The organism is Caloramator mitchellensis, assembly GCF_001440545.1.
Classification (GTDB): domain Bacteria; phylum Bacillota; class Clostridia; order Clostridiales; family Caloramatoraceae; genus Caloramator; species Caloramator mitchellensis.
The window spans coordinates 1-23,789 of the sequence record NZ_LKHP01000012.1 but is presented as its reverse complement, the minus strand read 5'-3'; the positions used below and the strand labels follow the sequence as shown (position 1 = coordinate 23,789).

The window sequence follows — 23,789 nt, the reverse complement described above, 5'->3', positions numbered from 1 at the left end:
ATAATGAAAAAAATCAGTATCAAGGTCAAGATGTTGTCGATATTTGTAGCAGTAGTTTTATTAAGCATGTCTGTTCTTGGATTTATGGCATATTCAGTTGCAAAAAAATCATTAACAGAATTAGGTGAAAGAGCTTTAAAAAACAAGGTAAACATGGCGATAGCTTTTATGGAAATTTTGGAGAAAAACATTCAAGAGGGAAAGCTTACCAGAGAAGAAGCACAGGAAGAGTTTAAATCAAAGATGCTTAATCCTAAAAAGGATGATGGAAAGACAAGAGGTTTGAATGAAAAGTTAGAGCTAGGTATAAGTGCGTATATATTTGCTATAAACAGCCAGGGAGTTGAAATGATGCATCCTTTTAAAGAAGGAGATGACATATCAAAGGCTGTAGATCCAAAGGGAAATAATATAGCTAAATTGATAATTGACGAAGGTAGAAATCCCAAAAACAATGGAATTATTCATTTCTATTGGCAAAATCCTGGGGAAAATGTAGTTAGGGCTAAAACAAATGCCGTTGGTTATTTTGCCCCATGGGATTGGTATATCAATGTAGGCGCATATGATGAAGATTTTTATAAGGCAGCAAAGACTGTGTTGAATATGATAATAATCATATCTTTAATAAATTTAATAGTTGGTTCACTGTTTATATTATGGTATTTAAGCAAGAGGTTAGATCCATTGAACAAATTATCCCTATCGATGAAGGAAGTTAAAAATGGCAACCTGAATATAAGCGTCGACATAAAATCAAACGATGAGATAGCTGAAATTCAAAGAAACTTTATAGACATGGTTAAAACCCAAAAGAACATAATAGAAAAAATAAAGATTACCGCTAATGATGTCCTTGAAAAGGCTGAGGGTCTTTCAGCTATTTCAGAAGAGATGTCATCTTCATCCCAGGAAGTTGCAAAAACAATGCAGCAGGTTGCGGAAGGTTCATCTTCACAGGCTAACGATTTACAGGATGTTGCTGAATTGATGAACAAACTTACAAATAGCATTGAAAATGTATATAAAGAATTAAAAAATGTAAATGAAGAAACTGTTAATACAGCTGGCAAGGCTGATACTGGTAAGAAAGAAATGGACGAGCTTATCAAATCTATCGATGACATTAAGAATGCCTTTGAAAGAGTGAATATAAAGATTAATGGATTAACAAATTCAGTTAAAGAAATAGGTAATATAACAAATGTTATAAATTCAATTTCAGAACAAACAAACCTATTGGCACTAAATGCAGCAATAGAGGCTGCAAGGGCAGGAGAAGCTGGCAGAGGTTTTGCTGTAGTTGCTGATGAAGTTAGAAAACTGGCAGAAGAATCTAAAAAATCAACAGATGAAATTAATGAACTTATAAATTCGATACAAAACGATACTATTGAAGTCACAAAAACATCAGATGAAGTTGAAAACTTCATAATTTATCAATCTACGTCAGTTAAAAATACTGTTGAATCGTTTGAAGAAATATTAAATTCGATTGAGAAGATTGTGCCTAAGATAGCTGTTGTTTTTGAAAAAATGGATGAGATGAATAAAGCTAAGGAAGAAGTGGTTGTTAAGGTTGATAGTGTAAGTGCGATTACAGAAGAAAATAGTGCAGCGTCTGAGGAAGTTGCGGCATCTTCAGAAGAATTGTCCGCATCTTCACAGGAGGTTGCAGCAACATCCCAGAGCTTGACCTCAACCGCATTGGATTTATCAAGAACTATAGATAATTTTAAACTATAATCCGGATAATTAATCAAATCGATATCAACTAATGCCTAACCTACATTGATGAAAGAACAAAAAATAATTTTAAAAAACGCTTGTAATATTTTCTAAAGTATGTTATATTTAAATAGTATTCAATAAGACTTTAACATTCCTCTTTGGGAATGGTTATTAAGGGTCTTTGAATCAAAATAATTATTTTTGGAGGAATGTTAAAATGGCAGACAAGAAGTTAAACTGTGTAGACTGTGGAAAGGAATTCGTTTTCACTGAAGGAGAACAAGCTTTCTACAAGGAAAAAGGATTCGAAAACGAACCAAAGAGATGCCCAGATTGCAGAAGAGCAAAGAAAGCTGAAAAGAGAAACTTCAACAGATAATTAAAGCAGCCTTAGGCTGCTTTTCTTATTTTTTGGTGCCAGGCACTTAAGATTAAGTTTTTCATAAAATAAGGAAATCGGTTTCCTAAAAATAGACATAAATCTGATGGATTTTACATATATATGGTAATTTGGGGGCGAAAAACAAAGATTGTTACAAAAATAATTAAGGAAACAAAAGTTTCCTAATTGAAATATTCTGAAAAGTATGATAACATATTTATAGAAACAAGGAAACCGGTTTCGTAAACAAAATTTATTAAAAGGGGAGAGGGGATTAATGAAAAAGCTAATTTCATTACTCATGGCAGCTTTTATGTTAATGAGCTTATTTGCAGGATGCTCAAACAAGTCAGCTGAAACTAATAACAACACTCAATCAAATGAGCCAAAGGTTCTTAGAATCTGGTCATTTACTGACGAAGTTAAGACGATGGCAGTAGCATTTCAAGGAAAACACCCTGACATAAAAGTTGAATACACAATGATTCCTATGACAAACGGAGAATATCAGACAAAGATAAAATCAGCTCTTCAAGCAGGGGAAGGCCCAGACGTTATCGCTCTTGAAGCGTCATTTGTTAGAGAATTTATTGAAAGCGACTATTTAGAGGATTTATCAGATTTACTCCCGCTTGCACAACAACTAAAAACATATCAATTTACAATAGACATGGCAACTCATGATGGAATAGTTAAGGCATTTTCATATCAGGCAACTCCTGGTGCATACTTCTACAGAAGAAGCCTTGCTAAGAAATATTTTGGAACAGATGACCCAGAAAAGATTCAAGAAATAGTTGGAGATATGAAAAAATTTGAACAAGCAGCAAAGGTTATAAAGGAAAAATCAAAAGGAAACACCTACATGGTAGCTTCAATTGGTGATTTCACAAACCTATTCTTTGCAAACAGACAACAGCCATGGGTTGTTGACGGCAAATTGGTTATCGACCCTAAGGTTGATGAACTATTTGAAGTTGCAAAATCATTCAGACAAAACGGTTATGAAGCTCAAGCAAATCAATGGCAGGAAGGTTGGTTCGCTGGAATGAACGATTCACTTGTTGATGCTAAGGGAAATCCAAAGCAAGTTTTCTCATACATTCTTCCTACATGGGGACTTCCATATGTTTTAATGCCTAACTCAGCTCCAAAGGAAGTTAAGGTTGAAGGTTCTGACAAGACTAAGACAGTTGGTAAAAATACTGCTGGAGACTGGGCTTGTATAAATGGACCTATGCCATATCAATGGGGTGGAACATGGGTAGCAGCAGTTAAGGGAACAAAGAACTTAGACCTTGCAAAGGAATTCGTTAAATTTGTTGCTCTTGATGAAGAAAACCTCAAAAATTGGGCACTTGGAACATATACAAATGAATACTTGAAGAAGATTGACCCAACAATAGGAGACAAGTTATCACAGGGCCCTGGAGACTTTGTATCAAGCCAAAAGGTTGTTGAAGAAATCGCATCACAATTTGATAACGCAGAAACATCAAAATTCCTCGCAGGACAAAACTCATACAAGAGCTTTGCTGAGGCTGCACCAAATATAAGCTTGAAATTGCTTCAAGGAACAGATGATGCTATTCAGCGTGCATTAAACGACCCACTTAACAATTATGCTGCAGGAAAGGCTACAAAAGAACAGGCTCTAAAGCAATTCAAGGAAGCAGTAAAGAACGCTTTACCAGAACTTATCGTAGAATGATTTTTAAGGAGCTGTCTTAAATCAAATAACTTGAGTGTTTTGAGACAGCTCCTATTGTAAAATTGAAAAAGAAAGGGTGTAGTAGCCTTGGCAAATACGAAGATTAATAAAAATTATTATGGATATATATTTACCGCACCTTTTATCATTGGATTTCTTTTATTCAGCCTTTATCCGCTTGTATATACATTTTATCTTAGCTTTACTAATATGACCATGATGAGTAAGGCATACAAATTAATTGGATTCGAAAACTTTAAAAAATTATTTGACGATAGATTTTTTATCCAATCGCTATTAAACACATGGAAAATATGGCTATTAAACTTTATACCTCAGATAGGAATAGCTATGCTTCTTGCAGTCTGGTTTACAAGCACAAGATTAAAGATTAAATTTGTAGGTTTTTGGAGAACTATTTTCTACCTTCCAAACATATTAATGCCTGCAACTATTGCGGTATTATTTTTTAACTTCTTTTCATTTTACGGACCTGTAAATCAAGCGGCAGTAAGACTTGGCATAATTAATGATGCAATAGAGTATTTTAGACATAGCGGATGGACAGTATCAATAGTAGCGTTTATACAATGGTGGATGTGGTTTGGTTCAACACTAATAATTCTTATGGCTGGTATGACTTCAATTTCACCATCCTTCTACGAATCGGCGATGGTGGATGGAGCTAATTCATGGCAGATGTTTAGAAAGATAACACTTCCTCTATTAAGACCTGTTCTTGTTTATGTTTTGGTTACATCATTGGTTGGAGGAATGCAGATGTTTGACATTCCATATATGCTAACCGATGGACGAGGTTCGCCAAATGGCTCTATTATGACGATGAACATACTCATGTATATGAAATTTTCAAGCAGCAAGGGACACATAGGAGCAGCTGCAAGCGTTGGAGTTATGATATTTATTGTTACCTGCCTCTCAGCACTTCTTATTGTAAAACTATTAAGTGAAAAGGATTCAAAAAATAATGCAAAGGCTGTTAAAGGGGAGGTAAAGGGTTATGAACTACACAATTAAAACGAAATTAATGAGAGTTTTTATATATATTATTCTTGCAATTTTATTTTTACTATGCGTTGTTCCAATTTGGATTCTTTTGGTTAATGCTACTCGTTCAACTCCAGAGATACAGCAGGGACTTAGCCTTGTTCCAAGCAATAATTTATTTGTTAACTGGAAAAATCTCACCAACAGAGGCTTTAACATATGGAGAGGATTTTATAACAGCGCTTTCATTTCAGTAGCAGTTACGGTTTTAACGGTATATTTTTCTATGATGTTTGCTTACGCGATACATGTTTATGATTTTGCTTCAAAAAAGTTTTTATATGGATTTATAATACTTCTTGTTATGGTGCCAACTCAAGTTGCCATAATAGGATTTTATAAATATATGTCGCTGCTAAATCTATTAAATAGCTATATCCCCCTTATTGTCCCGGCAATTGCTGCCCCAAGCTCAATATTCTTTGCTATACAATATTTAGAATCGACAATTGTAAAAGAGCTGATTGAGGCGGCAAGAATTGATGGATGCAGTGAGCTTACAATTTTCCACAAAATAATGCTTCCAATAGCAAAGCCTGGTGCAGTTACAATGGGAATATTCGCATTTGTTGGTTCGTGGAACAATTTCTTTACCCCATTTGTATTGATTTCAAAGATGCAAAAATACACCCTTCCAATGCTTGTTCAAACATTAAGAGGGGACGTATATAGAACAGAATATGGAAGTATATATTTAGGACTTGCAGTATCAATCGTTCCTATATTGATAGTTTACATCCTATTCTCAAGATATATAGTTAATGGTATTGCAATGGGCTCGGTTAAAGAATGACTTAAGGTAGGTGCATTTATATGATTAAAAATCCTGTTTTAACTGGATTTCATCCAGACCCAAGCATAATATGCGTTGATGGAACATTTTACATTGCAAACTCAACATTTGAATATTTTCCCGGAGTTGCTATCTCAAAATCAAATGACCTTGCCAACTGGGAAGCGGTTAAATCACCTCTTGATGATTTAAAAATGCTCAACATGACAGGCAATCCTAAATCGGGTGGAATTTGGGCACCATGCCTAAGCTATTGTGATGGCTATTTTTACCTTGTTTTTACAGATGTAAAGAACTGGGCATTTGGACCATTTAAGGATGCTCCAAACTATATAACAAAGGCACCTTCAATAGAAGGGCCATGGAGTGAACCAGTGTTTGTTAACTGCTCAGGATTTGACCCTTCCCTGTTTCATGACGATGATGGAAGAAAATACTTAGTCAATATGGAGTGGGATTACAGAAAAGAAGGAAAATATCAATTTTCAGGAATACTTTTGACCGAACTTGATTCTAAAACGCTAAAACCAATTTCAGAGCCGGTGAAAATATTTAATGGAACAGAGCTTGGACTTGTTGAGGGACCACACCTTTACAAGAGAAATGGATATTATTATTTAATTACAGCAGAAGGTGGGACAACCTATGAACATGCAGTAACTGTTGCACGCTCAAAAAATATATTTGGACCATACGAGGTTCATCCAAGCACACACCTTGTTACCTCAAGATTTGATGAAAATGCCTACATTAAAAAAGCAGGTCATGGAAGTTTATGCCAAGGGCCTGATGGAAGATGGTTTATAGCGTTCCTTTGCGGAAGACCGGTAGATGAAAACAAAAGGTGTCCGCTTGGAAGGGAAACTGCTATTTCAGAAGTAGTTTGGATTGATGATTGGCCATATTTAAAAAATGGCGGGTTAACTCCTCCTGTTGAATTTGAAGGCTATGGCGAGAAAGTTGAAAAAAGAGTTTTTGAGTATAAATTTGATGAGTATAATTTTAAACTTGATTTTATGTCGTTAAGGGTTCCTGCAAAGCATGAGATATTGGATGATGGAAGGTTAAGATTATACGGTGGGCAGTCACCTATGTCAAATCACTATCAGAATATACTGGTAAGAAGGCAGACGGATTTCAGGTTTGAAGCAGAAACCTGTCTTGAATTTAATTTTAACCATTTTCAGAAGATGGCAGGATTGATTTATAGATATGATGAATTAAATCAATATATTTTAAGGCTATCCTATGACGAGGAAAAGGGAAAATGCCTTGGAATTCTTGTATTAAACAACGGGGAATTTTCAATGCCTATAGAAGAAATACCTGTAGGAGAAGGGAAAATATATTTAAAATTAATCGTAAAGGATAAAGTAGGAAGGTTCTTATATGCAAAGGAAGAAAATAATTGGGTTGAAATACCTTATGACATAGATGTGACCATTCTTTCAGATGAATACGCAAATCCTCTTGGCTTTACAGGAGCATTTGTTGGAATGAGCTGCATCGATATGAAGGATTACAGCGCATTTGCAGATTTTTATTATTTCAAATACAAAATTTTGGATTGAATTCAAAATATACTATAGTATAATTTATTAAAAAATGGATTCGAGGGGAATAATATGGTAACAATATATGATGTTGCAAAGGAAGCAGGTTGTTCACCAGCAACTGTATCAAAGGCTTTTAACAACTACAAATCAATAAGTCAAAAAACATACAAAAAAATAATGGAAACTGCTGATAAATTAGGATATACACCAAACAACAGTGCAAGGGCGCTTGCAACTAAAAAGACATGGCTAATAGGTGTTGTTTTGTCTGAAGAACTTCATACAGGCATTACGCATCCTCACTTTAGCGAAATACTTCAGAGCTTCAACACAAGGATTGGCGAATATGGATATGACATAGTTTTCATCAGCAAAAGGTTTGGTAATAAGGAGGAGTCATATCTTGAACACTGCCTTTACAGGGGAGTTGATGGGGTCCTTTTAGCAGTTGGAGCAAAGTTTAAAGATGAGATAAAGTCTATCCTTGAGAGCGATATTAAATGTGTTTCAGTCGAAGGAATTTATCCAAATAAGTATACAGTTATTTCAGACAACAGAATGGGAAGCTTTCAGGCATTGGAATACCTATATTTTTTAGGACATAGAAAAATAGCTCATATTGCATGTCCTTTAAACAGTGTAGCTGGAAGAGAAAGATACGAAGCATATAGGGAGTTTTTAGAATCCAGAGGGATGGAATTCAATCCTAAATATGTTGTGGAGGCTGAGGATTTTACACATGAGGCTGGACAAAAAGCCGCGCTTCAGCTATTGCAGCAGACATTCGATGATTTTCCAACTGCAGTATATGTGGCGTATGATGATGTTGCATATGTCTCCATGACTACCTTTCAGGAAAAGGGATTTAGAATACCAGAGGATATATCCATAGTTGGTTTTGATAATATTAAAATTTCCGCCTTTACAACTCCACCACTGACAACAATAGAACAGGATAGAATGGAGATTGGAAAAAGAGCAGCAGACCTTTTAATCAATTTGATTGAGGAAAAGGAAATTGATGAGCCGTATGAGATACGAATTCCAACTAAATTGATAATGAGGAATAGCTGCTCAAGAGTTGCGGAGTAATTGGAGGTTTATTATGAGCTTTGAAAAAGACTTTATATTTGGAGTTGCAACAGCTTCATATCAAATAGAGGGTGCCCATGATGAGGATGGAAGGACTCCTTCTATCTGGGATACATTCTCAAAAACTAAGGGTAAAGTTTTAAACATGGACAATGGAGATGTTGCATGCGACCATTATCACAGATACAAAGAGGATGTTGAACTTATTAAGGAATTGGGTGCCGATAGCTATAGATTTTCAATAGCATGGCCAAGAATTTTCCCTAAAGAAGGAGAATATAACCCAAAGGGGATGGAGTTTTATAAAAACCTATTAAAGGAACTTAAAGCAAAGGGTATAAAGGCAACAGCTACCCTTTATCATTGGGACCTTCCACAATGGGTTCAGGATAAAGGCGGCTGGGAAGTAAGGGATAATATTAAGTATTTCTTAGAATACACAAATAAATGCTTTGAGGAACTTGATGAATATGTCGATATGTGGATAACGCATAATGAACCATGGTGTGCTTCTTTCTTATCTAACTTAATTGGAGAGCACGCACCAGGAAAAAGAAGCATATCGGCAGCGGTTAAAGTAGCACACCACCTTTTATTATCACATGGTTTGGTAGTAAGGAAATATCGTGAAATGGGGCTTAAAAAACCAATCGGAATTACTATTAACTTAAGCCCATATTATCCTGCAAGCAATGATTATAAGGATTTAATTGCTGCAAACAATGGTGATGGATTTTTAAACAGATGGTTTCTTGAACCTTTATTTAGAGGGAGATATCCATTTGATATGATTAATCTATATGCGCAAAGGATAGATGATTTTAGTTTTATAAAATCAGATGACTTTGAAATAATAAACGAAAAATGCGACTTTTTAGGTATAAATTTCTATAACCGTTCTTTAGTTGAGTATGACCCAAACAGCTTACTTCTTCATAGAGGGGCGTATTCAGACTACAAAAAAACGGCTATGGGTTGGGATGTATCTCCTAATGAATTTGTTGATTTAATCAAGATGGTAAGAAAATATACCGACCTTCCAATTTATATCACTGAAAATGGTTCTGCATGGGAAGATGAAGTTGAAGATGGAAGGGTGCACGATATAGATAGAATAGAATATCTTGTTGACCATTTAAGAGCAGTTGAAAAGATGAATGAATTAGGGTTAAATGTAAAAGGATATTTCTGCTGGTCATTGCTTGACAATTTTGAGTGGGGATTTGGATATTCAAAACGTTTTGGAATAGTATATGTAGACTACAATACTCAACAAAGGATAAAGAAGGATAGCTTTTTTAAATATAAAGAGATAATAGCATCAAGAAACAAATAAAGGGGGACTTAAGATGGAATTTTTTAAGAATATAGAAAAAATAAGGTATGAAGGCCCAAAATCAGATAATCCACTTGCATTTAAATTTTATAATCCAGACGAAGTTGTTGGAAATAAGACGATGAAGGAACATTTAAGGTTTTCAATGAGCTACTGGCATACGATGTGTGGAGAAGGCTCAGACATGTTTGGAAGAGGAACGGTGGATAAAAGTTTTGGTGGAAATGATAAATTAGAAGTATTTAAGAATAAAGCATATGCAGCCTTTGAACTAATGGACAAATTAGGACTCGAATATTTTTGCTTCCACGACAGGGATATTGCACCTGAGTTTGATAATTTAAAGGAAACAAACAGGGCCCTTGATGAAATTGTAAGTCTTATGAAGGATTTGATGAAGCAGTATGACAAGAAGGTTTTGTGGGGAACTGCAAATCTTTTCAGCCACCCAAGATACATGCACGGTGCTGGAACAAGCCCCTATGCAGATGTGTTTGCGTTTGCAGGCGCACAGATTAAAAAGGCGCTTGATATTACGCATGAGCTTGGTGGACAGGGATATGTATTCTGGGGAGGAAGAGAAGGATACGAAACTCTCTTGAATACAGATATGGGACTTGAACTTGATAATATGGCAAGACTTATGAGAATGGCAGTTGATTATGCAAAAAAGATTGGATTCGAAGGTGATTTCTATATAGAGCCAAAGCCGAAGGAACCAACGAAGCACCAATATGATTTTGATGTGGCTACCGTTATATCCTTTTTGAGAAAATACGGACTAGACAAATATTTTAAGATGAATATTGAAGCAAACCATGCAACGCTTGCTGGCCATACATTCCAACATGAGTTAAGGGTTGCAAGGGTAAATGGCGTTTTTGGTTCGATTGACGCAAATCAGGGAGATTTGCTTTTAGGATGGGATACGGACCAATTCCCAACTAATGTTTATGAAACTGCTATGTGTATGTATGAAGTATTAAAGGCTGGAGGATTTACAAAGGGCGGATTAAACTTCGACGCAAAGACAAGAAGAAGCTCTAACAAACCTGAGGATATATTCTATTCTTACATCGCTGGAATGGATGCTTTTGCACTCGGGCTCAAGATTGCAAACAAAATAATTGAGGATGGAAGAATAGATAAATTTATTGAAAATAGATATTCAAGCTATACTTATGGAATTGGGAAGGAAATAGTTTCAGGCAATGTAAGCTTAGAAGACCTGGAAAAGTATGCACTCGAGTTAGGAGAAGTAAAGGAATTAGAAAGCGCAAGACAGGAATACCTTGAAAACATAATTAATTCGATAATGTTCAATTTATGATTGTTTAAAGTAATTGAGACAGCCCAAATTCCAACTATAGGGGTGAGATTATGTATTTTATGGGGATAGATTTGGGAACTTCGTCGGTTAAGATAATACTAATGGATGGGGAAGGGAAAATTGTTGCAAGTTCTACAAAGGAGTTTCCAATATATTATCCATATCCAAACTGGGCAGAACAAAACCCAGAGGAGTGGTGGATATCTACAAAGGAAGGAATAAGGGAGATATTAGATAACACAGGAATAAAAGGAGAAGATGTAAAATCAATTGGACTAAGTGGACAGATGCATGGGCTTGTAATGCTCGATAAGAATAATAATGTTTTAGACCCTGCAATTCTATGGTGTGACCAGAGAACTCAAAGGGAGTGCGATTATTTAAATATTGAATATGGTCGGGATAAACTTTCCGATTATACTGGAAATATTGCATTGACGGGTTTTACACTTCCTAAGATTTTATGGATTAGGAATAACAAAAGGCAAATATATGATCAAATTGCACACATTCTTCTTCCGAAGGATTATATAAGATTTAAACTGACGGGCGAGTATGCGACGGATTTTTCAGATGCATCTGGAATGCTGCTTCTTGATGTTAAGAATAAGAGATGGTCTTATGAGCTTTTGAAGTATTTAAATATCGATGAAAAAATACTTCCTAAGCTTTATGAGTCATTTGAGTGCACAGGTTATGTCACTAAGGAGGCTGCAGGCGATACAGGGCTATTAAAGGGAACGATGGTGGTTGCAGGTGCTGGCGACCAGGCAGCAGCAGCTATTGGAACAGGGGTTGTAAGCGGAGGTAATGCTTCAGTTTCGCTTGGGACTTCGGGAGTTGTATTTGCTGCGCTTGATGATTTTGCAGTCGATGCTGAAAATAGGCTGCATTCATTCTGTCATGCAAATGGTAAGTGGCATGTAATGGGCGTTATGCTCTCGGCAGCAGCTTCGCTAAAATGGTGGGTTGAGGGCATTAACTCTAAAGAGGAATCCTATGATTATTTGATGGAAGAAGCTGAAAAGGCTGCGATAGGCAGTCAGAAACTAATATTTTTGCCATATCTTATGGGAGAAAGAACCCCATACAGCGACCCTGATGTGCGAGGCTCTTTTATTGGGCTTAGCATGACACATGAAAAAGGGCATATGACAAGAGCTATATTAGAAGGAGTTGCTTATGGGCTTAAGGATTCATTAAGGTTGATAGATGAACTTGGAATAAATATAGATTGTGTAAGATTAAATGGAGGCGGTGCAAAGAGCAGACTTTGGAGGCAGATTATTGCAGATGTATTCAACAAGAAGGTTGAAATAATAAACTCAACTGAAGGGCCGGCCCTTGGCGCTGCAATACTCGCGTCCGTAGGATATGGGCACTACACCTCGGTAGAATCAGCCTGCGAACAAATAATAGGCGTAACCGATGTAATTTATCCAATTGAGGATAATGTTAAAGAATATGAAAAATACTACGAAGTTTACAAAAAATTATATCAAAGGCTTAAACCGACATTTGATGAGTTAAGCTTGATTAAGTAAAACTAATGGCTGCCTCAGAATCTGAGACAGCCTAAATCATTACGGAGGAGAAAATATAACTTATACTATTATTGTAAATCATTTTCTCCTTTTTATTCATCTTTAGTAATTATTTCAATAAACAAGGGGACAAGTTCTGGGTCAAACTGAGTCCCGGAGCATCTTATTATTTCCTTTATAGCATCTTCCTTTTTCATGCCCTTACGGTAAGGTCTATCGCTTATCATGGCGTCGTAGGAATCGACGATGTTTAGAATTCTACATTCTATTGGAATTTCTTTACCTTTTATACCAAGTGGATATCCACTTCCATCCCACTTTTCGTGATGCTTTAGAATAAGCTCTGCAATGCTTGCAAGCTCAGGAGATGAAAGTGCGATTCTGTATCCCTTTTCGCAGTGCTGCTTCATTACCTCCCATTCGTCATTATCAAGGGGTCCATTTTTAAAGAGTATGCTATCAGGAATTCCGACCTTTCCAAGGTCGTGAACCTCGCCTAAAAGAGTTAATCGTGTAAGCTCGTTTGAAGAAAGACCAACTTTCTCACCCAATTTTAAGCAAAGGTTGGTAACTCTATCCGCATGTCCGCTTGTTAAAAAGTCTCTTTCTGCAAGTGCGGACATGAGTGTAGATAAAATTTGACTTTTGGGGCTTGTCTTTTGTATTAACTTATTCTTATACATAAAGTCGTCGGCTCGCTTGTATATTTCAATCAAAGAATCATTTTTATTTTTGGCTGTTGAAAGACCCAGCGAGATGTTTATTGGGAAATCAGCATTTTCTTTATTATATTTATCAAACTCATCTATTATTTTTTCTATTAATTCCTCACCTGAATTTTCATCAGTGTTTGGCAGGACGACTATAAATTCATCTCCTCCTACTCTAAAAATCAAGTCTGCTTCAATCGCCCTTCTCAATATCTGGCTTGCCCTAACCAAGAGCTCGTCTCCTTTAAGATGTCCTAATGTGTCGTTTATTAACTTTAATCCGTTAACATCTATTGATATTATTGAAATAGGGAATTCGTCGGATTTTTGAAGCTCTAATATTTTGCTATCAAAATAGTTTCTATTGTAAAGCCCTGTTAAACTATCGTGTAAACTTAAATACTTCAGTTTGTTTTCAAACTTTTTCTTGCTTGATATATCTGAGTAAATTGCAAATCCTCCTATAATTTCACCGTCAATTTTTATTGTAACTCCCTTAATAATCATGTCTATTGGATTTCCGCTCTTGTCAAATCTGATTCCTTCGGTTTCAAAATATCCATTATCGTAGACTGTGCTTGTTATTTCTCTTGCTTGTCCAATAATACCATGATTATTGTTTGTTACTATTTCATCTATGTCATAGCCTATGCATTCTTCTTTTGTGTATCCAAATACTTTTTCAAAGTTTTCGTTTATGTCTACTATTTTATTATCTTTATTAAAAATTGCAATTGCATCGCCTGTCCTTAAAAATAGAGTTTCAAAGAATTTCTTTTGATAAATAATTGATTTTTCAGACTCTATTTTGTCTGTAATATCTCTTATCGTTTCAATAGCAGCAAATATATTTCCATCTTTATCGTATAGTGGGCTTGCTTTGCCCCATGTATAAATTCCAAGGTTTACATCATGAGATTCTCCAATCACTGAACCATCATCGTTTATCTTGAAATCCAGATAACAATCGTCTAATTTGTGATTTTTGTTAAATACAAAATCGATTAATATAGGTTTTCGTTCCTTTCGGAATGGAATGGAGTATTCAAAATTACCCTTTCCAAGAATGTCTTCTGATTTTACCTTTGACATCTCCTCCATTGCTCTATTCCAAACAATTACCTTTCCCTCTTTATCAATTGCAAATGTCGCATCAGGCAGAAAGTCGATAATTTGTTTTAATCTTTCGTTTGAAGTTTCAAGCAAATTTCTGTATTTGGATTCATGCTCTATTGAATTGTTCTTGAATTTTTCAAGTTTATCAAGCATTTTATTTATTTCAACAGATAATGTTGAAACTTCATCTGGTCCATTAATTATGCTTACTCTTTCGGAAAAATCATTATCATTTCTTATTTTGATTACATCGTTTGTAAGTTTAAAAATTCTGTTTGTAATTTGATTTTTAATAATGAAGAATAAAAATAAACCTGAGATTAAAACTAATACGAGGAATATTATTATATTTTCTAAGGATATAATTTTATAGAATAAGAACATTTTTCTTGGAAGTTTAAAACTCAATACCAACGTGTCGGTTACATTAGGATTAGAATAAAACATTTTTCCCAATATATATTCCTTATTTTGATTATAAGAAAGCGCTATATTTTTTGAAATTCCGATGATTCTTTCATCTTGAGTTTTATTAAAGCTAACTTTTAATTCAAGAGGAATATTTGTTCTTTCTGAAATGCTTTCGACATAATTTTCATCAAGCGTTCTACCAAAAATTAATATACCTGAATACTCTAAAGGTGCATTTTCGTAAGCTATAGGAATGCCTGATAACATTACGAAGTTATCCTGTGCCTTAACTATGCTGCTTATATATATTTTCTCTCCTTGTTTTGACTTATTTATAAGAGCATTTATTCTATCGATTAACTGATTATCTACCTTTATTTCATTACCGTTTAAGATGTCAAATCCTTTATAATATTTTATTTTGTTTTTAGAATCAATAAAAATCATATAGTTAATATTTAGGTTTTCAAATGTCTTCAGGTTAATGTTTTCATTAATATAGTTATCATTCTTATCGTTTATGAATAAATATGTATCCTTCCAAAGGGCCCAATCAGAGGTAGAATGGGCAAGACTATCTAAATCTCTGGCAATTATATTACCTATTTGTTTTACTTCAGAAATGATTTCGCCTTCTTCATATTTTTTTATTTGATTTATTGTTAGCTTAAAAAATATAATGCTAAACAATAAAATTGTAATCATTTGAACAATTGTTACTGTATATAATAGCTTTTTGCTCAAGGACATTTTAATTCCCCCTAAAAAGAAGCTACGATTATTTTTTACATTCTTTTATTATATATCAACTAATTATAAATTTCTACAAATAATTACAAAAGAATTCTGACAATGATATTAGGATTAATGAGAAAAACCATTTGTCAAACAATTAATTATTTATAATTGTAATTTCTAGACAATGAAATTATAATTAAATTAAAATAGCAATTAAACTCATATTGGGGTGAGAGGATGCCGAAGATAGATATAGTTGAAATCAATAATATTATTAGAAAAATAATAGATAATATTATGAACAGCAAGGAAGCTATTGTTAATATTATAGATAATATACGAAAAGAACAGGAATCGTTGATGTTTGAAATTGCAAAGCTGAAAAACGATATTATTAAAATAATCGATGAGGTGGATCATTTAGAAAAGCTAGATAAGCAAATGAGAAAAAGACTTGTTGAGGTATCCTCAGACTTTTCTAGATATACAGAAAAAGATATAAGGGAAGTTTATGAAAGGGCTTATGAGATTAGAGGCAATCTTATGAGCAGGATACAAGAAGAAAAACATTTAAGGGAAAAAAGAGATGCTTTAGAACTCCAACTAAGAAAACTCGATGAGAACATTAAAAGTGCAGAAAAAGTAATAAGTCAAATTAGCGTTGCGCTTAAGTTCCTTGAGGGAGATATACTTCCTGCCTTTGAAATAGATGATAAAGAATCAGAGATGTTGCTTGGAATTAAAATACTTGAGGCACAGGAGTATGAAAGAGCAAGGATAGCAAGGGATATACACGATGGACCTGCCCAGTATGTCGCATCTGCGGTAATGAGAGCTGACTTTTTGCCTAAGGTGATAATGAAGGATATAGAAGAAGGACTTAAGGAAATAGATGATTTGAAAATAATTCTTAAGAAAGCTTTAAAGGAAATAAGGGATACCATTTTTGATTTAAGGCCTATGTCCTTCGATGACCTGGGATTGATTCAAACTATACAAGAGCATGTAAAGTCAATTATAGAGGAAACTAATATTAACATTAATTTAAGATTAAAGCCAGTTAACGATGAGATTGAACCAATCATACAAATCGCTGCTTATAGAATGATTCAGGAAATACTTAATAATATAAAGAAACATTCAAAGGCAAGAAATGTAGATGTTAAGCTTGACTATGGAATGAAATATCTGATGATAGTCATAACAGATGATGGAATAGGGTTTGATGTTGAAGAAACATTAAAAAAAGTTAAAACAACAGGGGAAAATTATGGATTATTAGGAATAATCGATAGAGTAAATCAGCTACAGGGCGAATTTCATATTGTATCTAAAATGGGTAATGGAACAACATTTAAGATTAAACTTCCAGTCAATAGGGGGGTGATTCAAGATGAAGGAAAAGATTAAGGTTTTAATTGCAGATGACCATGAACTTATAAGGCAGGGACTTGAGCGAATAGTCAGTTTTGAAGAGGATTTAATTGTAATTTTTAAAGCAAAGAATGGGGAAGAGGTATTATCGTATTTGAATAGAGATATTCCAGATGTATTATTGCTTGACATTAATATGCCTAAGATGGATGGTATTGAGGTGTTAAGAAGGATTAAAAAAGAATATGGTGAATTAAAAGTAATTATGCTTACCGTTGAAAGCGATAAAGCTACTATATTTACGGCTATAGACATAGGTGCAGATGGGTATATCTTAAAGGACTCTGCAGCTGAAGAAATAGTAGATGCAATAAGAACAGTTTATAGCGGTGAAAAGTATATAGATAAATCCTTGGTATCTTTGCTTTTTAAGGACATCAGAAATAAAGAAAAGGAAAAAAACAGTATATTTGATGCTCTTTCAAAGCGTGAAGTTGAGGTTTTATACTATATGTCAAAGGGGTTAAGTAATAAGGAAATAGGGGACATGTTATATCTTTCTGAAAAAACTGTAAAAAATTATGCAACAAGTATATTTTTAAAGCTAAACGTTCACGATAGGGTTCAGGCGGCGATATTGGCGCTGCAGAACGATATTGAAGGTCATTTCAAGTTTTAGGGACTTTAGTCCCTATTTTTTTGCGACCAAATTACCTAAAGGTTAGGACCTTCATAATCTATTTTTAGATTCATAACCTTAATATAATAGAATTAACAAAAGGTAGACAAATTTAAGAATAAATATAAGGGGGTATAAATTATGCTAAGAAGTTTGCTTACCTTCATGGCTCTAAATAAAAAGCAAAAGGGACAAGGTATGGTGGAATATGGGTTAATAATCGCGCTGGTAGCTGTTGTAGCTATTGCAGGATTGATTCTTTTGGGACCTAAACTAAAGACTTTGTTTGAGGGCATAAATGGAAACCTATAAGAGCATGATTAACTTTCAAAGATATGCAAACGCGAAATAGTTTGCATATCTTTTTTTAAACAAGCTTATAATGAAAAATTAATTATTTGCGTGGAAACAGAGGCGGTTAATATGAAAAATAAAGGCCAGGCTTTAGTTGAATTTGCAATTATACTTCCAATTTTGATATTTATAATAGCTGGAATTATAGAATTTGGTATGATGCTCAATTCCTATTTAACAATACAAAACGCCTCAAGGGAAGGGGCAAGATATGGAATTATGGGTGCTAACGACAGCGAGATAATTCAGATAGTTCGCAACATATCACCAAATCTGGATGACTCTAAGCTTGGAATAGAAATAACGCCTGGTGAAGGCAGTAGAAAATCAGGCGATACTATAAACGTTAAAGTAATCTATGACTATGAATTAATTGTCCCTGTAATTAGCAATCTATTGGGCAACAATATTGAGCTCAAAGCTGAAACATCAATGAGGGTTGAATGAGGGTGATGGTATGAAAAGAAAGGGAAACGCAGCGATACTAGTTGCAATAGGAATGACAGCACTTTTGGGATTTTCAGCCTATGTTATAGATATTGGGATAATTTATGGAGAAAAAATTAAACTTGAGAATGCTGTTGACGCAGCGGCATTATCTGCAGCACTAGAACTTCCTACTAACCCTCAAAGTGCTTATGAAATTGCAATGGAATATCTTGAAAAAAACGGTGCAGAAGTTGGAAAATCTGAAATATTAATTGCTGAAAACAACAAAAGCATTGAGATACGCTCTCAAAAAGAAGTAAAGCACTTCTTTGCACAAATTATGGGAATAAATAAAAGCATTGTTAATGCAAAATCAAAGGCAATAATTGGACCAGCAAGGTCTGTAAATGGCGGAATAAGACCATTTGCAGTTGTAGCTTATGATTATCACTATGGAGACTTAGTAGTTTTAAAGGAAGATGCTGGGGATGGATATCACGGAAATTATGGAGTTTTAGCAATGGGGGGACAAGGAGCAGCAGTTTTTAGGAATAATGCACTATATGGATATAACGGAAAGATAAGCGTTGGAGATTGGATAGATACAGAACCTGGTAATATGGCTGGGGTTGTAAATGAACTTAGGAATTTAATAAATTCAGAACAAAGCACATTCCAAAATTTTACCAGGGACTCAATTAGGATTTGGACATTGCCACTTGTTAATACCCTTGAGGTTGATGGAAGAAAGAAGGTCCAGGTGGTTGGTTTTGCAAAATTCTATGTTGAGGATGTTTATAAAAAATCAGGTAAGGCAGAAATCACAGGAAGGTTTATAAGATATGTAGATAGGGCTGAAATAGATTTGAGTCTTAATGATACAGGGCTTTATGGTGCAAAACTTACAAGGTAGGTGTTAGTATGAAGGGAATAGCAAAAAAACTGATTATAGTATCCTTTATCCTATCTATTATGGCAACAGCTTCAGTATATTATTACCTAAACTCTCTAAAGAACAACAAGAAAGAAGAAATGGTAAATATAATTGCTGCACAGGTTTCGATTCCAAAAGGAACAGTGATTCAAAAAGACATGCTAAAGGAAGTTGAAATATCTAAGGATGCTCTTTTAGATAGTTTCATCACGGACTATTCTCATATTGTTGGAAAATTTGCAAAGGAAAACATAGTTAAGGATGAGATTATAATCAAGGAAAAACTACAGAGCGAAAATATAAACGAGTTAAGTTTTCAGATAGATGAAAATAAAAGAGCAGTTTCAATGAATGTAACAGGTGATACTGGAGTTTCATATCTAATAAAACCTGGAGATTATGTTGATGTGATTGTTTTCTTACAAGAAAAAAGGGAAGCTAATAAATTAATAAGGCCCGAGATAGCAAAGATGATACTCCAAAACGTAAAGGTATTAGCTGTTGATAGAAACCTTTCGAGGGAAAATAGTCCAAAGGACGATGGGAAGGTTCCTACAAACTTTTTTGTTACATTGGAGGTCCCAGCAAACGATGTTGAAAAATTAGTCCTTGCAGGAGATATAGGAGTTGTAAAACTTGCATTAAGGTCTGTTAAGGATGATAAGATTATAAATACGAATGGAACTATTGATTCCGACCTATTAAAAGGCTCATCAGGAACAAGTAGCACTAATACAAAGACCAAATACATTTACTACAAGGTAAAAAAGGGAGATACATTGAGAAATATAAGCAGGGCATTCTATGGCGTTCCTGATAATTATGCACTTTTAAAGGAAATAAACAAAATAAAGGATGAAAACATAATCGTTCCAGGTATGGTGATAAAAATTCCGGTCGCCTTTGAATAGGAGTGATACCATGAAGATTAAAGTATTAATTGCAGATGATATAAAGGAAACAAGGGACATAATTAAAAAGATTCTTCTTTTGGAGGATGAATTTGAAATAGTAGGGGAAGCCTGTGATGGTGAAGAAACTTTAAGGCTTATACCTAAGCTTAAGCCGGATGTTGTTTTGATGGATATAAACATGCCTGTTTTAAACGGGCTTGAAGCAACAGAAAGGATTACAAAATTATATCCAAATGTAATTGTAATCATTATGTCAGTTCAGGGAGAAAGCGAATACCTAAAAAAAGCCATGTTCTATGGTGCTAAAGAATATATTATAAAACCATTTAACTATGAATCGCTTATCGAAACAATTAAAGTAACCTACGAAAGATATAAGGATATACTTTCAAAACTGAATGTCGAGGAAGAGATTAGGGATGGAAAAATAGTGACTTTTTTTAGCTCAAAAGGCGGAGTTGGGAAAACAGTCCTTGCTGTTAACAGCGCAGTAGAGTTTAGCAAGACTAAGAAGACTATTCTAATTGACATGGATTTGATGTTCGGTGATGTATCCCTAATGGTTGACGGAGCAAATCATAAGACTATTCTTGATACTATAGATGATGAACAGCTTGATTCCTATAACAGCTTAAAGCCCTATATATTCGGCTACAAGGAGAACCTTGATATTTTATTTGCTCCTAAAAAACCAGAATCGGCTGAATATATTGGAAAGGATAGCGTGGAGAAAATATTTAAAATCATTAAAAGGCACTACGATTTGATAATAGTGGATACTGGAATAAATTTTAACGACACTACATTATACGTTCTTGATAATTCAGACTATATATTGTTGATTTCGACGATGGATATAATTTCGCTGAAAAACACAAAGCTTGGGCTTTCGGTCATGAAATCGTTAGGATATGATAATAAAAAAGTAAAGATAGTCATCAACAGATTCAACACAGACTATGGAATAAACAAGGGAGACGTTGAAGATGTATTTAAGGAAAATATATTTGCAAGCATTCCAGATGATGAGAAGACAGTTTTGCCATCTATAAACAATGGAAAACCGTTTATGGACAACAATAAACTGATAAAATCAAAACTGGCAAAGGCAATTGAAACACTGTGTAAGACGCTGGAGGTTTAGGGGGGATTTCAATGTCTTTAATTAAAAGATTAGAAGCAATAAACATAGATAAGAAGCAGAACAAAAATGAAAAGGAAATCGACCCATATTTAGAATTAAAAACAAAGATTCAAAATAAGGTAATTGAGGAACTTGATATAGATTTTAAGGAAATATCAGAACAAAATGAAGAATTAATACAAAAGATTAATTCAATTTTAACTAAGCATATAGAAGAGGAATCGCTAAACTTAACTAATAACCAAAAGAAAAAGATTAGGGAAGAATTAATAGATGAGATAATTGGCTTTGGTCCAATTACACCTTTCTTAAAGGACAGCTCCGTTACTGAAATAATGGTAAATGGCCCATCAAAAATATATGTTGAAAGGCACGGTAAACTAACTTTAACCGATGCAAAATTTAAAAATGATGATCACGTTATGCACGTAATCAAAAAAATCGTTTCCCCCTTAGGAAGAAGAATAGATGAAAGTTCTCCTATGGTTGATGCAAGATTACCGAATGGTTCAAGAGTTAATGCCATAATTCCCCCTCTTGCAATAGATGGGCCGTCCATTACAATCAGAAAATTTTCGGAGGATCCTTTTACAGTTGATGATTTAATAAGTTTTGGGACAATGACATCTAAAATGGCAGAGTTTTTGAAGTCCTGCGTTCAGGGAAGGCTGAATATTGTTGTATCAGGTGGAACAGGAAGTGGTAAGACGACTACTTTGAACGTTTTATCATCTTTTATTCCAAACGAGGAAAGAATTATAACGATAGAAGATGCAGCAGAATTGCAGCTATCGCAGGAGCATGTTGTAAGGCTGGAAACAAGGCCGGCTAATCTTGAAGGTAAAGGTGAGATAACAATAAGAGATCTTGTGAAAAACAGCCTTAGAATGAGGCCGGACAGAATAGTAGTCGGTGAAGTAAGAAGCGGTGAGGCGCTCGATATGCTTCAGGCAATGAATACAGGCCACGATGGCTCGCTAACCACAGGTCATGCCAATTCGCCTAGGGATATGCTATCAAGACTTGAGACAATGGTTTTGATGTCGGGTATGAATCTACCTGTAAAGGCAATTAGAGACCAGATTGCATCTGCTATAGATTTAATAATTCAGCAGTCAAGACTCATGGACGGGAGTAGAAAAATTACCCATATAACAGAAGTTCAGGGTATGGAAGGCGATGTAATAATACTTCAGGATATATTCAGGTATGAACAAAGAGGACTTGATAATAAGGGCAAGGTAAAGGGAGAATTTATTTTTACAGGAGTTATGCCAAAGTTTATGCAAAAACTTAAGGAAAAGGGAATTATAATCCCATCTGAAATATTTCAGTAATTGGAAGTGATTATATGGCAATTATACTTTTTATCGTTTTTCTTGCGGTGTTTTTATTGACAGCTGCAATTTTGATTATTATATACGGAAGGCAAAAGCCTATAGATAAATTGAAATATTTCGAAGAAGACTTTGTTGAGGAAAAAAAGAGCCTAAAGAAGGAAAGGATAAGCTTAATTAAAATTCTTTCCAATTTGGTCCCTGATTTTAAATTTAACAAGAAGAATATTAGAAAAACTGAGCTTGAACTTATAAGGGCAGACGTTCCCTTGACATTTGAGGAGCTTTTAGTTATTAAACTTTTATCGACATTTGTTATTGTGTTTTTAATTTACAGCATAACAAGGGATTTGCTCTTGTCATCCTTTACTATGGTTATAGTTTGGAATATTCCTTCTCTAATCATATTAAAGCGAAAGAACGACAGATTTAAGATGTTCGACAGCCAATTAACAGAAGCTATCGTCATTATTTCAAATTCACTAAAGGCAGGATACTCATTTTTACAAGCATTATCTGTAGTAAGCGAGCAGATAAAGGAACCTCTTGGAAAGGAATTTAAAAGGCTTTTAAAGGAGATGAGCCTTGGTATGCCAGAAGAAGAAGCTTTTAGAAGCCTTCAGCAGAGAGTTGTTTCAGAGGATTTAAATTTATTAATAAACGCTCTTTTAATTCAAAAGGACATTGGAGGGAATCTTTCGGAGATACTTGATAATATATCTGAAACCATAAGAGAAAGGCAAAAGATAAAAAACGAATTAAAAACTCTTACGGCACAGGGCAAACTTTCAGGGCTTATTATAGGCTTAATGCCTGTATTCTTAGGTCTTGTAATATATGCATTTAATAAGGAATATATAATGCTTTTGTTCACTACAAGGATAGGAATATTTATGATAATTGCATCTATTATTAGTGAATTCATTGGGCTTTTGTTCATTAGAAAAATAATAAATATCGAAGTATAGGGGGTGGCAGGATGCTCTTTTTAGTTTCAACAATAATCTTTCTACTGATGTTTATACTTTCATATGCAGCGCTTGTGCAATTAAACAGCGAAAAAATAAAACTCGAACAAAGAATAAATTTGATAAAGGACGATAAAA

The 23,789-nt window shown here is 34.5% G+C and carries 20 protein-coding genes; 19 read left to right on the top strand and 1 reads right to left on the bottom strand.

Going from position 1 to position 23,789, the window contains the following annotated elements:
* The first annotated feature begins 3 nt into the window (after positions 1-3).
* The 10 genes from ABG79_RS09400 to xylB all read left to right on the top strand — a co-directional run bounded on the left by ABG79_RS09400 (position 4) and on the right by xylB (position 12,543).
* Positions 4-1,746 (top strand): methyl-accepting chemotaxis protein, encoded by a 1,743-nt coding sequence (locus tag ABG79_RS09400; protein ID WP_057979222.1) that lies wholly within the window; start codon positions 4-6, stop codon positions 1,744-1,746.
* A 202-nt stretch (positions 1,747-1,948) separates the two neighbouring features.
* Positions 1,949-2,110, top strand: a complete 162-nt coding sequence (locus tag ABG79_RS09395; protein ID WP_057979221.1) for a zinc-ribbon domain-containing protein — start codon at positions 1,949-1,951, stop codon at positions 2,108-2,110.
* 280 nt (positions 2,111-2,390) lie between these two features.
* Positions 2,391-3,824, top strand: coding sequence for an ABC transporter substrate-binding protein (locus tag ABG79_RS09390; protein ID WP_057979220.1), 1,434 nt, complete (start codon positions 2,391-2,393; stop codon positions 3,822-3,824).
* Positions 3,825-3,911: 87 nt separating this feature from the next.
* Positions 3,912-4,862, top strand: coding sequence for a carbohydrate ABC transporter permease (locus ABG79_RS09385; protein WP_057979219.1), 951 nt, complete (start codon positions 3,912-3,914; stop codon positions 4,860-4,862).
* On the top strand, positions 4,846-5,685 hold the full coding sequence (locus ABG79_RS09380; protein ID WP_057979218.1) for a carbohydrate ABC transporter permease: 840 nt from the start codon (positions 4,846-4,848) through the stop codon (positions 5,683-5,685). Before ABG79_RS09385 ends, ABG79_RS09380 begins: the two co-directional genes overlap by 17 nt.
* A gap of 20 nt (positions 5,686-5,705) precedes the next feature.
* Positions 5,706-7,256 carry a glycoside hydrolase family 43 protein gene (locus ABG79_RS09375; RefSeq protein ID WP_057979217.1) on the top strand — a complete coding sequence of 517 codons (1,551 nt, stop codon included), beginning with the start codon at positions 5,706-5,708 and terminating at the stop codon, positions 7,254-7,256.
* A gap of 54 nt (positions 7,257-7,310) precedes the next feature.
* Entirely contained in the window at positions 7,311-8,333 is a 1,023-nt protein-coding gene (locus tag ABG79_RS09370; protein ID WP_057979216.1) for a LacI family DNA-binding transcriptional regulator, read from the top strand.
* Positions 8,334-8,346: 13 nt separating this feature from the next.
* Positions 8,347-9,669, top strand: a complete 1,323-nt coding sequence (locus tag ABG79_RS09365) for a GH1 family beta-glucosidase (RefSeq protein WP_200956812.1) — start codon at positions 8,347-8,349, stop codon at positions 9,667-9,669.
* 13 nt (positions 9,670-9,682) lie between these two features.
* On the top strand, positions 9,683-10,999 hold the full coding sequence (gene xylA / locus ABG79_RS09360) for a xylose isomerase (protein WP_057979215.1): 1,317 nt from the start codon (positions 9,683-9,685) through the stop codon (positions 10,997-10,999).
* Positions 11,000-11,049: 50 nt separating this feature from the next.
* On the top strand, positions 11,050-12,543 hold the full coding sequence (xylB, locus tag ABG79_RS09355) for a xylulokinase (protein ID WP_057979214.1): 1,494 nt from the start codon (positions 11,050-11,052) through the stop codon (positions 12,541-12,543).
* Positions 12,544-12,635: 92 nt separating this feature from the next.
* Here the strand turns inward: xylB and ABG79_RS09350 are convergent, their stop codons facing one another.
* Entirely contained in the window at positions 12,636-15,530 is a 2,895-nt protein-coding gene (locus ABG79_RS09350) for an HD domain-containing phosphohydrolase (RefSeq protein ID WP_057979213.1), read from the bottom strand.
* A gap of 225 nt (positions 15,531-15,755) precedes the next feature.
* On the opposite strand from ABG79_RS09350, the gene ABG79_RS09345 reads away from it, so the two are divergent.
* From ABG79_RS09345 to ABG79_RS09310, 9 genes are all read left to right on the top strand, one after another.
* Positions 15,756-16,928 (top strand): sensor histidine kinase, encoded by a 1,173-nt coding sequence (locus ABG79_RS09345; protein WP_057979212.1) that lies wholly within the window; start codon positions 15,756-15,758, stop codon positions 16,926-16,928.
* Positions 16,912-17,571: a response regulator gene (locus ABG79_RS09340; RefSeq protein ID WP_057979211.1), complete on the top strand. Its 660-nt coding sequence runs from the start codon at positions 16,912-16,914 to the stop codon at positions 17,569-17,571. The genes ABG79_RS09345 and ABG79_RS09340 overlap by 17 nt, the downstream gene beginning before the upstream one ends.
* A gap of 141 nt (positions 17,572-17,712) precedes the next feature.
* Complete coding sequence (locus tag ABG79_RS12280; RefSeq protein ID WP_083490404.1) at positions 17,713-17,883, top strand: Flp family type IVb pilin; 171 nt, start codon at positions 17,713-17,715, stop codon at positions 17,881-17,883.
* 111 nt (positions 17,884-17,994) lie between these two features.
* Positions 17,995-18,372 (top strand): TadE/TadG family type IV pilus assembly protein, encoded by a 378-nt coding sequence (locus ABG79_RS09335; protein WP_057979210.1) that lies wholly within the window; start codon positions 17,995-17,997, stop codon positions 18,370-18,372.
* A 10-nt stretch (positions 18,373-18,382) separates the two neighbouring features.
* Complete coding sequence (locus ABG79_RS09330) at positions 18,383-19,267, top strand: pilus assembly protein TadG-related protein (RefSeq protein WP_057979209.1); 885 nt, start codon at positions 18,383-18,385, stop codon at positions 19,265-19,267.
* 8 nt (positions 19,268-19,275) lie between these two features.
* Positions 19,276-20,199 (top strand): Flp pilus assembly protein CpaB, encoded by a 924-nt coding sequence (gene cpaB, locus ABG79_RS09325; protein ID WP_057979208.1) that lies wholly within the window; start codon positions 19,276-19,278, stop codon positions 20,197-20,199.
* A gap of 10 nt (positions 20,200-20,209) precedes the next feature.
* Positions 20,210-21,346, top strand: coding sequence for a CpaE/TadZ family protein (locus ABG79_RS09320; protein WP_057979207.1), 1,137 nt, complete (start codon positions 20,210-20,212; stop codon positions 21,344-21,346).
* A gap of 11 nt (positions 21,347-21,357) precedes the next feature.
* Positions 21,358-22,683 carry a TadA family conjugal transfer-associated ATPase gene (locus ABG79_RS09315; protein WP_057979206.1) on the top strand — a complete coding sequence of 442 codons (1,326 nt, stop codon included), beginning with the start codon at positions 21,358-21,360 and terminating at the stop codon, positions 22,681-22,683.
* Between the two features lie 14 nt (positions 22,684-22,697).
* On the top strand, positions 22,698-23,651 hold the full coding sequence (locus ABG79_RS09310; RefSeq protein ID WP_242859329.1) for a type II secretion system F family protein: 954 nt from the start codon (positions 22,698-22,700) through the stop codon (positions 23,649-23,651).
* Positions 23,652-23,789 lie beyond the last annotated feature (138 nt).